The 12,067-nt window shown below is 67.8% G+C and carries 11 protein-coding genes and 1 pseudogene; 2 read left to right on the top strand and 10 right to left on the bottom strand.

Features of this window, described 5'->3' with window-relative positions; translation table 11 throughout:
- Positions 1 to 82 precede the first annotated feature (82 nt).
- The 10 genes and pseudogenes from HMPREF3115_RS14895 to HMPREF3115_RS14850 form a co-directional block, all read right to left on the bottom strand.
- The gene (locus HMPREF3115_RS14895) at positions 83 to 496 is read right to left on the bottom strand and encodes a DoxX family protein (RefSeq protein WP_006405389.1); all 414 of its coding nucleotides are present in this window, start codon (positions 494 to 496) and stop codon (positions 83 to 85) included.
- A 436-nt stretch (positions 497 to 932) separates the two neighbouring features.
- Positions 933 to 1,811 carry an ABC transporter permease gene (locus HMPREF3115_RS14890; protein ID WP_006405391.1) on the bottom strand — a complete coding sequence of 293 codons (879 nt, stop codon included), beginning with the start codon at positions 1,809 to 1,811 and terminating at the stop codon, positions 933 to 935.
- Positions 1,811 to 2,730: pseudogene (locus HMPREF3115_RS29335) on the bottom strand (ABC transporter ATP-binding protein). Before HMPREF3115_RS29335 ends, HMPREF3115_RS14890 begins: the two are co-directional and overlap by 1 nt.
- Before the next feature lie 152 nt (positions 2,731 to 2,882).
- A complete protein-coding gene (locus HMPREF3115_RS14880) occupies positions 2,883 to 3,938 on the bottom strand; it encodes an ABC transporter substrate-binding protein (RefSeq protein WP_070554928.1) in 1,056 nt (351 codons plus the stop codon).
- Between the two features lie 52 nt (positions 3,939 to 3,990).
- Positions 3,991 to 4,920, bottom strand: coding sequence for a TauD/TfdA dioxygenase family protein (locus HMPREF3115_RS14875; protein ID WP_070554955.1), 930 nt, complete (start codon positions 4,918 to 4,920; stop codon positions 3,991 to 3,993).
- A 137-nt stretch (positions 4,921 to 5,057) separates the two neighbouring features.
- Positions 5,058 to 6,056, bottom strand: coding sequence for a CobW family GTP-binding protein (locus HMPREF3115_RS14870; RefSeq protein WP_006410173.1), 999 nt, complete (start codon positions 6,054 to 6,056; stop codon positions 5,058 to 5,060).
- Complete coding sequence (locus tag HMPREF3115_RS14865) at positions 6,053 to 7,720, bottom strand: amidohydrolase (RefSeq protein WP_070554926.1); 1,668 nt, start codon at positions 7,718 to 7,720, stop codon at positions 6,053 to 6,055. The genes HMPREF3115_RS14870 and HMPREF3115_RS14865 overlap by 4 nt, the downstream gene beginning before the upstream one ends.
- A gap of 36 nt (positions 7,721 to 7,756) precedes the next feature.
- Positions 7,757 to 9,151: a sodium:solute symporter family protein gene (locus tag HMPREF3115_RS14860; RefSeq protein WP_006405398.1), complete on the bottom strand. Its 1,395-nt coding sequence runs from the start codon at positions 9,149 to 9,151 to the stop codon at positions 7,757 to 7,759.
- A 78-nt stretch (positions 9,152 to 9,229) separates the two neighbouring features.
- Positions 9,230 to 9,424 carry a DUF3311 domain-containing protein gene (locus HMPREF3115_RS14855; protein WP_006405399.1) on the bottom strand — a complete coding sequence of 65 codons (195 nt, stop codon included), beginning with the start codon at positions 9,422 to 9,424 and terminating at the stop codon, positions 9,230 to 9,232.
- Between the two features lie 197 nt (positions 9,425 to 9,621).
- The gene (locus tag HMPREF3115_RS14850) at positions 9,622 to 10,506 is read right to left on the bottom strand and encodes a LysR family transcriptional regulator (RefSeq protein WP_065497158.1); all 885 of its coding nucleotides are present in this window, start codon (positions 10,504 to 10,506) and stop codon (positions 9,622 to 9,624) included.
- Between the two features lie 127 nt (positions 10,507 to 10,633).
- Here HMPREF3115_RS14850 and HMPREF3115_RS14845 point away from each other — a divergent pair, with 127 nt between their 5' ends.
- Together HMPREF3115_RS14845 and wrbA are read left to right on the top strand one after the other, a co-directional pair.
- Positions 10,634 to 11,359 (top strand): pirin family protein, encoded by a 726-nt coding sequence (locus HMPREF3115_RS14845; RefSeq protein ID WP_006405401.1) that lies wholly within the window; start codon positions 10,634 to 10,636, stop codon positions 11,357 to 11,359.
- Between the two features lie 62 nt (positions 11,360 to 11,421).
- Positions 11,422 to 12,024 carry an NAD(P)H:quinone oxidoreductase gene (wrbA, locus tag HMPREF3115_RS14840; protein ID WP_060182081.1) on the top strand — a complete coding sequence of 201 codons (603 nt, stop codon included), beginning with the start codon at positions 11,422 to 11,424 and terminating at the stop codon, positions 12,022 to 12,024.
- Positions 12,025 to 12,067 lie beyond the last annotated feature (43 nt).

Raw genomic sequence — 12,067 nt, 5'->3', positions numbered from 1 at the left:
CGAAGCGCGGGCGTCCCATCAAAAAAGCCCGGCGCACTTGTCGCGCGCCGGGCTGCCGCATCCGCGCGGATGCGCCGCTTCGTCATTGCCGGTCGAGCGAATACCGGCCGGGGCCCGTGAGCGCGAGCAGCAGGAACGCGCCGACGATGCTGATGTTCTTGTAGAAGTTAATCATCGCGAGGTACTGGTCCATGCCTTGGAGCGACCAGTAGCGGTGGCCGATGAACGCGGTCGCGAGCGTATAGACGGCGAACGCGAGCGCGAGCGGACGCGTATAGAACCCGATCGCGATCAGCACGCCGCCGACCAGCTCGACGCCCACCGCGATCGCCGCCGACAGCTCCGGCGACGGCGAACCGGTCGACGCCATATACGCGACGGTGCCCGCAAAGCCGGTCAGCTTTTGCCAGCCGAACAGCACGAACAGGATCATCAACAGTACGCGAGCGGCCAGCAGCAGCTCGTCCTTCTTCGATTCCAGCGACAGGTAACGCATGGCAGTCATCCTTCAATTGACGTTCGTTGCATCCGCAGCGCGCGGCCGCCGCGCGGGCGGCGACGTCGACAACGGACCCTTTCCTCGCACGATCGATCCGTGCGCCGGTCGGCGCGCGTCACGTAGAACCGTCCCGGCCACACCTTCACGGCGCGGTTTCGGAGCGGTTTCGGCGAAGCACGGGTGCAGTCTACTGTCCCTCCGAAATTCATCAATTGGCTGGATTCGGATTGGCTGTCACGATTTGGTGGACAATCGAACCGATCGCCGGCACGCAAAATCGAGACGCCGCATGACGCAGCACCATGCGCCTCCCTCGCGGAACCGGCCTCACACGGCCGCATGCCTCAAGCTATCCACAGTTTTCGTGCATAACCCTGTGGACAACCTCCGTCCGAGCGGCACGCCGTCGGGCGCGCGTCGGTGTCGGTACCGATCAGTGCTGGACGCCCCAACGCCGCACGGTCACGCGTTCGAGCGTGTCGAACACGAGATGCTCGACGAGCAGCCCGATCACGATGACGGCCGCCAGGCCGGCGAACACGCGGTCCGTATAGAGCTCGTTGCGGTTCTGAAAGATGTACCAGCCGAGCCCGCCCTGCCCGGCGCTCGCGCCGAACACGAGTTCCGCCGCGATCAGTGTGCGCCACGCAAACGCCCAGCCGACGCGCAGTCCGGACAGGATCGACGGCAGCGCGGCCGGCACGAGGATCAGCAGCACCTGCCGCAGGCCAGTGAGGCCGTAGTTGCGGCCCGCCATCCTGAGCGTCGCCGGCACGCCGACGAAGCCGGTATACATGTTCAGCGCGAGCGGCCACAGCACCGCATGCACGAGGACGAACAGCAGGCTGCCGGTGCCGAGCCCGAACCACAGCAACGCGATCGGCAGCAGCGCGATCGACGGCAACGGATTGAACATCGACGTGAGCATCGCCAGCAGATCGCGGCCGAAGCGCGTCGACACCGCCGCCGACGTCAGCACGAACGCGAACAGCACGCCGAGCGCATAGCCGCGCAGCAGCACCGACATCGAGATGCCGGTCTTCACGAGCAGCTCGCCCGACACGATGCCGTCGACGAACGCGGCCAGCGTCGCGCCGAAGGTCGGCACGAGCAGATCGTTCGCGACGACCCGCGCGACGATCTCCCATGCGGCGATCAGAACGAACGCGATCGCCGCGCGGCGAAACCACGCCGCGTCGGCGACACGTCGCACCAACGGCAAAGGCGCCGCGCGCTCGGCATCGCGCGCCGGTTCGAGCTCGCGCTCGTATTCCGCGCGCACGGGCGGCAGGACAGGATCGAACGGTCGCATCAGGCGGCCTCCCCCGTCTGCGATGTATCGGTGTCGAACAGCAGCCGATGAATGCGCGCGACGCTCGCGCGGAAATCGCCGCTGCCGACGCTGTCGAGCCCATATGCGGGCTGTTGAGCTCCGCGCGCACGCGGCCCGGATGCGGCGACAGCAGCAGGATGCGGTTGCCGACGACGAGCGCTTCCTCGATCGAGTGCGTGACGAACAGCAGCGTGAAGCGCGCGTCGTCCCACAGCCGCAACAGCTCTTCCTGCATCTTGCGGCGCGTCAGCGCATCGAGCGCGGCGAACGGCTCGTCCATCAGCAGCACGCGCGGCTGCATCGCGAGCGCGCGCGCAATGGCGACGCGCTGCTTCATGCCGCCCGACAACGTATGCGGATACGCATCGGCGAACGCGCCGAGCCCCACCTTGTCGAGATAGTGCAGCGCACGTTCGCGCGCTTCGGCACGCGTCAGCTTCGCGGCGACGCGCAGCGGAAACGCGACGTTCTCCACGACGGTCTTCCACGGCGGCAATTGATCGAACTCCTGAAACACGACCACGCGATCCGGGCCCGGCCCGTGCACCGGCGCACCGTCGAGCGAGATCGTGCCGGCGACCGGTTCGACGAAGCCGGCGATCGCCTTCAGCAGCGTCGATTTCCCGCAGCCGGACGGGCCGAGCAGCACGAAGCGGTCGCCGCCGTACACGTCGAAGCTGACCTGCTGCGTCGCACGCACGATGCGCGTGCCGGTGCGGTACTCGAGCGTCACGCGGTCGACCGCGAGCAGACGTGCGCTGTGCGCGGCGGACGGCGCGGCCTGCGGCGCCGCGCCATGGGCGTCACGCGACGCGGACGCAGGCGTGCCCGTATCGGACGACGCGCGATCGCGCGCCGCGAACGGCGGCAGCCAGGTGCGGGAAGAAGGGGCATTCACGATCGAAGCTCTCGCGGATAAAACGTCGATAACGCATCACGATACGGCTGCCCGGTGCGCACACCAACCAACGATTGCGCATAACCTAATCCGGGCGATGCATAAGCGTGCATGCCGCCGCTGCAGCAGCGGCGACGCTTGCGTCGGCGCGCTCAGCTGCCGCCGGCCGTCGCCGGATCGTCGAAGAAATAGTCGCGCCACGAGGTCGGCTCGTGGCGAATCGCGCCCGTGCGATACATGAACTGCGCGAGCCGCAGCGTGTTCTGCGGCGCGATCTTGAATTGCACCTGCGGATTGCGCAGGATCTTCAGCAGCAACGCGCGATCGATCTTCGAGCCGTTCGCACGAATGTAGACGTCCGCCGCACGCTCGGGGTCCGCTGCGATCTGCTGCGCGGCATCCGCGAGCGCGGCGACGAACGCGCGGTACGTTTTCGGGTTGTCGCGGCGAAACGCCTCGGTCGCGTACAGCACGGTCGCAGAGCTCGGACCGCCGAGCACGTCGTACGAATTCAGCACGACATGCGCGTTCGGATTGCCGGCCAGTTCCTGCTCCTGAAACGGCGGGTTGCCGAAGTGGCCCGTGATCACGTTGCTGTTCGCGACGATCGCCGCCGTCGCGTCCGGGTGCGGAATCGCCTGCGTCAGCGCGTCGAGCCGGTCGAACTGACGGTCGCCCCATTGCTTCGCGGCCGCATACTGCAGCACGCGCGACTGCACCGACACGCCGACGGCCGGCACCGCGATCCGGTCTTTCGCACTCAGGTCCGCGATCGTCCTGACGTTCGGATTGGTGCTGACGAGGTAGTACGGAAAATTGCCGAGCGACGCGACGCCCTTCACGTTCTGCCGGCCGCGCGTGCGGTCCCACACGGTCAGCAGCGGGCCGACGCCCGCGCCGGCGATGTCGACCGCCCCGGACAGCAGCGCATCGTTGACGGCCGCGCCGCCCGACAACCGCACCCAGTCGACCTTGATGTCGAGCCCCGCCTTGCGCCCTTCCTTCTCGATCAGCTGCTGGTCGCGCGCGACGTTCAGCATCAGATAGACGACGCCGAACTGCTCGGCGATGCGAATCCGGCCTTCGGCCTGCGCGGCCTGCGGCGCCGCCATGCCCACGAATGCGAGCGCGGCGGCGAACGTCGCGGCGAGCGCGCGACGCCGGCGCGATGCAGCGCCGCTCAGCGCGGACAGAAACGAAAACGACATCGGACCTCCGGTCGAAAATGAATGGCGGAAACGGGTGCGGCGCGGCGTGCGATCAGAACGGTTCGTCGCCTTCGATCGTCGTGCGGTACAGCTTGCGGCGCAGACGGTCGGGCGTGCCGGCGGCCAGATGCAGCAGCGACCGGTTGTCCCAGAACACGAGGTCGTGGTCGCGCCAGCGATGCCGATACTGATGCTCGGCGCGCACGCTGTGCGCGAACAATTCGTCGAGCAGCGCACGGCTTTCATCGTCGGGCAGCCCGACGATGCGCGTCGTGAAATGCTCGCTGACGAACAGCGCGCGGCGGCCCGTCTCCGGATGCGTGCGCACGACCGGATGCACGACCGGCTCGACCTGCGCGATCTGCTCGGCGGACAGGTTCGGCCGCCACGGGCTGCGTGCCTGCAGCTCCGCATAGCGTGCGAGATAGGTGTGCTCCGCGCGGCGCCCTTCGACGGCGCGCCGCAGCGCCGCCGGCAACGTGTCCCACGCGAGATGCATGTTCGCGAACAACGTATCGCCGCCTTCGGCCGGCAGCTCCTGCGCGTGCAGCAGCGAGCCGAGGCTCGGGCGGCGCTTGTACGACAGGTCGGAATGCCAGAAGTAGCCGGCGTCGCCAAGGCCGATCGGCCTGCCGTTCTCGACGATGTTCGACACGATCAGCACTTCCGGATGGCCGGGCAGCGCGAACTGATGCAGCACGTGGGTCTGCAGCGGGCCGAAGCGGCGGCTGAATGCGACGTGTTCGTCCGGCGTGATGCGCTGGTCGCGAAACACGAGCACATGATGGTCGAGATGAGCGCGCCGGATCCGGGCGAACGCGTCGGCGTCGAGCGGCTGCGACAGGTCGATGCCGACGACTTCGGCGCCGAGCGGCGCATCGAACGGCACGATCTCGAACCGCTGCGGCGCGGCCGACGCGTGCGACACGGGCGGTCGCACGGCGGCATCCGGTGCCGCGTCGCGGGTGGCAGTGGTCGTCACGGTGCAGCCCTCCGATTCGGTCAAAAACGCGAATCTACGAGCGCCGCAACACAAGCGTCAACGAAGCGATTTCGATACGTTTATCTGCTTTGACGATAAAGACCGACGCTCGGGCGTCGGCGCGCCATCGCCCGCCGTCAATCTACCGGCGACGGCGACGCCGCCACGCCCGACGCGCGGCATTGCGCGAGCCCGTCATGCAGCGCAGCCACCGTGCCGGCATCGAGAATGCCGATGAACACCATCGCGCAGCGCCGGTCGGCTTCGGCTTCGGCTTCCGATTCGTGCGGCGTGAGGCGCACGCGCCGTGCCGCGACCTGACATACGCGCAGCGCGACGTCGTCGCCGTCCGCGACGCGCACGACGCCTTTCGCGCGCAGGATCGTGCGCGGCAGCGCCTTCAGCCACGCGCGAAGCCGCGCCTTGTCGAGCACCTGCGGCAGCGCGACCGTCACGCTCGCGAGCGCCGGCATCGCGTCGCTGCCGATCGGCCGGTGCCCGCGTGCGATGCGCAGCGTCGCGCGCCGATCGGGCACCGCGGCATCGAACAGCAGCGCGAGCGGAATCGCGCCGTGCGACGCGGCAACGACGATGTCGGTCGACGCGCGCGCACGCACACGCGCCAGCGCCGCGTCGCGCTGCGGCGGCGCAAGCAGGTCGAGCTTCGTGACGACGAGCGCACTCGCGCCGTCGAGCTGCCGTTGCGCGATCGCGCCGACGTGCGGATCGGCGAGCGTATCGTCGAGCGCGAGCGCGTCGGCGACGACGAGCACCGATGTCAGCCGGAATGCGCCGTCGAGCATGCCGATCTGCGCGATCTTCGCGGGATCGGCGACGCCGCTGGCTTCGACGAGCAGCAGTTCGGGACGCAGATCGCGCGCCGCGACGCGTGTCAGCGCATCGACGAGCGCGCCGCCGATCGTGCAGCAGATGCAGCCGTTGTCGAGCTCGATCACGTCGTCGCCGCGCGCACGCACGAGGCGCGCGTCGATGTTGACGGCACCGAAGTCGTTGACGAGCACCGCGATGCGGCGGCCGTGCGGGGCCTGCAGGATCGCGTTCACGACGGTGGTCTTGCCCGCGCCGAGATAGCCGCCGACGACCGCGAGATCGATCGGCGCGGCGGCCGCGTTCATTGCGGTGCGCGGAACACGCGTCCGCCCAGCACGGTGCCCCACACCCGCACGTCCTTGAGCCGCGCCGGCGCAACGCGCGACGGATCGTCGTCGAGCACGGCGAAGTCCGCGAATTTGCCGACCTCGATGCTGCCGACGAGATGATCCATCTTCAGCGTATACGCGGCACCGAGCGTGATCGCACGAAGCGCGTCGTCGACCGAGATTCGCTCGTGCTCGCCGAGCACGCGCCCCGACGCGGTCTCGCGCTGCACCGCGCACCATGCGGTAAACAGCGGATTCAGCGGCGTGATCGGCGCGTCCGAATGCAGCGCGTACGGAATGCCGAGCCGCTGCGCGGAGCCGGCCGCGTCCATCCGGTTCGCACGGTCGGGGCCGATCGTCTGCGCGTAATGCGCGTCGCCCCAGTAGTACAGATGGTTCGCGAAGAAGTTCACGCACATCCCGAGCGCGCGGATGCGCGCGAGCTGCGCGGCGTCCGCCATCTGGCAGTGCTGCAGCGTGTGGCGATGATCGGGGCGCGGATCGCGCGCGAGCAGCGTCGTCATCGCGTCGAGCACAACCTCGGTCGCCTCGTCGCCGTTCGTGTGGATATGCAGCTGCAATCCCGCGCGATGAAACGGCGCGAACACGTCGACGAGCTGCGCGGGCGGAATCAGCCACAGCCCGTTCGGCTGGCCGCCCGCGTAGCCGGGCCAGCGCACGCGCGCCGTGAAGCCCTGGATCGAGCCGTCGACGATGAACTTCACCGCGCCGAAGCGCAGCTTGTCGGTATTGCGCGCCACTTCGGCGAGCACGCTGTCGGCCGAGCGCGCGGGGCTGCGCTGCGGCGCGAACGCCGGCACGATGCGCACCGGATAATCGACGTCGCCCGTCACGTCGCGCAGCGTGCGATTGCCTGCCGGCGAAAGATCGTTCACGAGATCGGTCGCCGTCGTCACGCCCGCGAGCTGCGCGACGCGGCCGAAATTGCGGATCGCATGCGGCTGCTCGCCGGCCGAAATCGCGAGCTTGCTGCCGATCGCCCGATAGACCGGAAACATCGCCGCAAACTCCTGCAATTCGCCGGTCGGCCGCCCGTCGGCGTCGCGCGAGATGCCGTCGATGTCGGTGTCTTCGTCGATGCCCGCCTGCGCAAGCATCGCGCCGTTTACGTTCATCAGGTGCACGCTCGCATGCAGGATAGCGATCGGCCGGCGCGCGGACACGCGATCGAGCTCGCGCACCGTCAGCCGCGACGTGCCGAAGAAGATCGGATCGAAGCCCCAGGCGAGCAGCGGCCCGTCGTCGGTCATCGCGCGCTCGGCCTGCGCGAGCCGGTCGAGCATCGCGTCGAGCGAGCGCAGGCCCGGCCATAACGTGCCGTCCGGCCCGCGGCGATCGTAGTAGCCGACGTACGCCGCATCCCACATCGCGCCTTCCATCAGATGGCAATGCCCTTCGACGAAACCCGGCATCAGCACCTGGTCGCGCAGCGTGTCGTCGGTCGCGCATGCGCCGAAGCGCGTGTGCCACGCGGCCGCGTCGTCGGCGTCGCCGACCGCGAGGATGCGGCCGTCGCGCACCGCGACGTGCGTGGCCGCCGGCTGCGCCGGATTCATCGTCAGGATGCGGCGCGCGGCGAAGATCGTCACGCGCGTGTCGGGGCTCGCGAAGGCTTGCATCGATGGTTTTCCTCCATGAGACGCGCGACACGCGCGTCAGGACACCGCGTAGTGCTTGACCGGTCGCCCGCGCAGCGTCGCGTGCACGGCCGCGACGACCAGCATGTTGATGACGAGGCACACCAGGCCGAGATTGATGCCGCCGAAATCGACATGCAACAGGTAAAACAGCATCGCGAGCGCCTGCCCGCACAGCATGCCCGATGCCACGGCGACGGGTCGCACGCGACGCTGGGCGAGCAGGATCAGCACGCCGGGCAGAAACTGCGCGATGCCGTAGAACGTCGTGTTGATCAGCGTGAGCATCAGATTCGGCGTCAGCATCGTCGTCGCGATCGACAGCAGCAGATAGCCGACGATCACGTATTTCGCCGCGCGCTTCTGGCGCGTCTCGGGCAGGTTCGGCATCAGGTTGCGCGTGACGATCGGCCCGATCGCGAGACAGATGCCGGCCAGCACGAGCAGCCCCGACAACGCGGCACCCGCCGCGACGAGCCCGATCAGCCAGCCCGGCAGCAGATGGACGACGGCCGCGAAGAAGGCATCGTTCGGCGACGCGAGCTTCAGGTTCGCGCTGATCGCGTAATACGACGCGACGACGAGGAACGGATACATCAGCATGTACAGCGGCATCGCGACCTGCGTGCGGCGAATCGTGTTCGGCCCGCGCGCCGTGAAAAAGCCCTGCACCGCGAACGGCATGATGTAGAAGCCGAGCGACTGATAGAGCATCGTGCTCATCGAGAAGCGCAGCTGCGGTGCGGTCATCGTGTTGCTCACGTGCCGGCTCGCGGCTTCGAATACAGGATGCACGCTGCCGACCTTCAATGCGACGGCCGTGCCCGTGACGACGATCGCGACCAGCATCAGGATGTCCTTCAGGATCGCGATATACGCGGACGCGCGCACGCCCGACATCGCGATATACGTGAACGCGAGCGCCGCGCAGACGAGAATCAGATACAGCGGATCGACGTGCCAGCCGAGTCCTTTCAGTGCGGCGGCGAGCCCCGTGAACTGCATCTGCCCCCACGGAATCAGGAACACGATCGATGCGAGCGCAACGATCAGCTCGAGCGCGCGGCTGCCGTAATGGCCTTTGAACAGATCCGCGAGCGTAATCGCATGATGCCGGCGCCCGGCTTCCCAGATCTTCGGGCCGATGAAATAGCCGATCGGATAGGCGAGCAGGATATAGCCGAGAAACCATACGCCGTAGGTCGGCCCTTTCGCGTAGATCCCGCCGGGAAAGCCGACCATCGTGCCGATGCTGTAGATCTCGCCGGCGGTCAGGAAGAACAGCAGCGCCGTACCGAACTGGCCCGACGCGACGAAGAAGTCATGCACGCTCTGCTTGCCGTGCCCGCGTCGCGAGCGGTAGGCCAGGTAAAGCGACAGCGCGATCAGCGCGGCGAAGACGACCGTGGACATGCGCACCTCGGCGAAAGAACGGGAACGAAGGGTTCGCCGGAAAGCGCAGGCGGCCGGCGGTCCGCGCGAACGAATCGGCTATGCGCCCGGTGCATGGCGGTCGAACAGCATCCAGCACGCGAACAGGCAGCCGGACGTCAGCACGAACCACGCGAAGATCCACATGAACAGAAACGGCACGCCGAACACGTAGCGGTCCTGCGACGCGACCCACGGCAGCACGCCCATCACACCGAGATACGGAATACCGATGCCGATCAGATATCGGAGCATGCGCGCCTCCTCGCTAACGGGTTCGTCGGGAACAGCGATGCGCGCGCGCGGCGGCACGTCGCGCGCAATCGTCGAACCCAGTATTCGAAGCCAAAATGCGCGGCGATAGTGCCAGACGCGGGGAATCGTTTGGGCCAGCGGGCGTGCAGGCCAACGTGAACGCGAGCGCGACGCGCGCCGCACCGCGCCGCACCGCGTCACGCGCGCGGACCGAGGCGTTCGGCGAGAAATCCGATGAACGTACGCAGCGTGACGAAGCCTTCGCGATGCTGGGGAAACACCGCGTTCAGCGTGATTGGCGCCGGCGCGTACGCGTCGAGCACCGGCACGAGCGCGCCGCTGTCGAGCGCCGCGCCGACGATGAAGGACGGCAGCAGCGCGATGCCGAGCCCCGCAATCGCCGCATCGCGCACGACTTCGCCGTTGTTCGCGACGAGCGGCCCCTGCACGTCGAACGTGCGCGGCGCGCCGTCGACGCGGAACTCCCAGCCGACGCGCCGCTCGCGCCCGTACAGCAGGCACGTGTGATTCGCGAGCTCGGCCGGCGTCGCGGGCGCGCCGTGCCGCTTCAGATAGGCGGGGCTCGCGCACGCGATCATCTTCCACGCGCCGAGCGCCCGCGCGATCAGCGTCGAATCCTCGAGTGCGCCGATCCGCAGCACGAGATCGAAGCCCTCGCCGATCACGTCGACGCGTCGATCGGTCAGATCGAGATTGAGCCGCACGGCCGGATGCGCCGACAGGAACTCGGCGATCAGCGGCGAGACGTGCGTGATCCCGAACGACAGCGGCGCGCTGATCTTCAGCGAACCGTGCAGTTCGGTGCTGCGCACCGACATCGCCTGCTCGGCGTCGGCGACTTCCGCGAGGATCCGCTGCGCGCGCGCATAGAACTCCTGGCCCGATTCGGTCACGGCGAGATTGCGCGTGTTCCGGTGCAGCAGGCGCACGCCGAGCGATGCCTCGAGCGCCATCGTGCGCCGGCTGACGAACTGCTTCGACAGCATCAGTTGATCGGCCGCCGCGGTGAAACTGCCCGCATCGACGGTCGCGACGAAGATCCGGAGGTCGTTGAGTTCCATATTGTCCACTTGGATGTGACAGTGATTATCGTCTCAGCGATTTATTTGTCAAATCGATTGACCTACGATGGATGTCAACACAGCGCGACTGCCCACTTCCGAGGCGACGCGTCACCGAGGACCCATCATGATCGACATCCGTGCAGCAAACCAACGCGGCCGTGCGGAGCACGGCTGGCTCAGCTCCCGTCACACGTTCTCGTTCGCGAATTACTTCGATCCGCAGCAGGTCGGCTTCTCCGATCTGCTGGTGATCAACGACGATCGCGTCGCGCCGGCGCGCGGCTTCGGCACGCACCCGCACCGCGACATGGAAATCCTGTCGTACGTGCTCGAAGGCGCGCTGGAGCACAAGGATTCGATGGGCACCGGCTCGGTGATCGTGCCGGGCGACGTGCAGCTGATGAGCGCCGGCACCGGCGTGCGCCACAGCGAGTTCAACCACTCGCCGGACGCGCCCGTCCACTTCCTGCAGATCTGGGTCGGGCCGGCCGAGAAAGGCGCCGCGCCGCGCTACCAGCAGACGCACGTCGCGGCCGACGACAAGCGCGGCAAGCTCGCGCTCGTCGTGTCGCCGGACGGCGCCGCCGGTTCGCTGAAGATCCGCCAGGACACGCGGATCTACGCGGGCCTGTTCGACGGCGACGAACGCGCGACGCTCGAGCTCGCGCCGGATCGCTTCGCGTACGTGCACGTCGCGCGCGGCAGCGTCACGGTCAACGGCGTGACGCTCGGTGAAGGCGACGGCGCACGGATTCGCGGCGAACAGGCGCTGACGTTCGCCGATGGCCACGATGCCGAAGTGCTGGTCTTCGACCTGCGTCCGATCGAAGTGACGGCCGAGTGGGCATGACGCCTGCTCGGGAAACCGGGCCCCGCCGCGTGCGGGGCCTCTTTTAAGCGGAGATTCGCAACATGGCCAAGGTACTCGTTCTTTACTACTCGTCCTACGGACACGTCGAAACGATGGCGCAGCAGGTCGCGGAAGGCGCGAAATCGGTGCCCGGCGTCGAGGTCACGCTCAAGCGCGTGCCGGAGACGATTCCCGCCGATCAGGCGAAGGCGATCGGCATCAAGGTCGATCAGGCCGCACCCGTCGCGACCGTGGACGAGCTCGCGAACTACGACGCGATCCTGTTCGGCACGCCGACGCGCTTCGGCAACATGGCCGGCCAGATGCGCACGTTTCTCGACCAGACGGGCGGCTTGTGGATGAAGGGCGCGCTGGTCGGCAAGATCGGCAGCGTGTTCGCGTCGACGGGCACGCAGCACGGCGGCCAGGAAACGACGATCACGTCGTTCCATACGACGCTGCTGCATCACGGGATGGTGATCGTCGGCGTGCCGTATGCGTGCAGCGGGCTTGTCAACATGAACGAGATCACGGGCGGCACGCCGTACGGTGCGACGACGCTCGCTGGCGCGGACGGCAGCCGTCAGCCGAGCGCGAACGAACTCGACATCGCCCGCTATCAAGGCAAGCACGTCGCGGAACTCGCGGTGAAGCTCGCTTCGTAAGCCCGTCGTCAGGTCGCGCGCGTGGGGCGACCATGCGCGTTAC

Source organism: Burkholderia sp. HMSC10F09 (assembly GCF_001806955.1).
In the GTDB taxonomy this organism is placed as follows: Bacteria; Pseudomonadota; Gammaproteobacteria; order Burkholderiales; family Burkholderiaceae; genus Burkholderia; species Burkholderia multivorans.
Note: the sequence above shows the minus strand (reverse complement) of the source record. Positions and strands in the feature narration are given on the sequence as shown.

Excerpts from the sequence above, each read along its gene's own strand:
- HMPREF3115_RS14895 (WP_006405389.1), bottom strand. The coding sequence starts at position 496 with ATGCGTTACCTGTCGCTGGAATCGAAGAAGGACGAGCTGCTGCTGGCC.
- HMPREF3115_RS14890 (WP_006405391.1), bottom strand. The coding sequence starts at position 1,811 with ATGCGACCGTTCGATCCTGTCCTGCCGCCCGTGCGCGCGGAATACGAG.
- HMPREF3115_RS14880 (WP_070554928.1), bottom strand. The coding sequence starts at position 3,938 with ATGTCGTTTTCGTTTCTGTCCGCGCTGAGCGGCGCTGCATCGCGCCGG.
- HMPREF3115_RS14870 (WP_006410173.1), bottom strand. The coding sequence starts at position 6,056 with ATGAACGCGGCCGCCGCGCCGATCGATCTCGCGGTCGTCGGCGGCTAT.
- HMPREF3115_RS14865 (WP_070554926.1), bottom strand. The coding sequence starts at position 7,720 with ATGCAAGCCTTCGCGAGCCCCGACACGCGCGTGACGATCTTCGCCGCG.
- HMPREF3115_RS14860 (WP_006405398.1), bottom strand. The coding sequence starts at position 9,151 with ATGTCCACGGTCGTCTTCGCCGCGCTGATCGCGCTGTCGCTTTACCTG.
- HMPREF3115_RS14855 (WP_006405399.1), bottom strand. The coding sequence starts at position 9,424 with ATGCTCCGATATCTGATCGGCATCGGTATTCCGTATCTCGGTGTGATG.
- HMPREF3115_RS14850 (WP_065497158.1), bottom strand. The coding sequence starts at position 10,506 with ATGGAACTCAACGACCTCCGGATCTTCGTCGCGACCGTCGATGCGGGC.
- HMPREF3115_RS14845 (WP_006405401.1), top strand. The coding sequence starts at position 10,634 with ATGATCGACATCCGTGCAGCAAACCAACGCGGCCGTGCGGAGCACGGC.
- wrbA (WP_060182081.1), top strand. The coding sequence starts at position 11,422 with ATGGCCAAGGTACTCGTTCTTTACTACTCGTCCTACGGACACGTCGAA.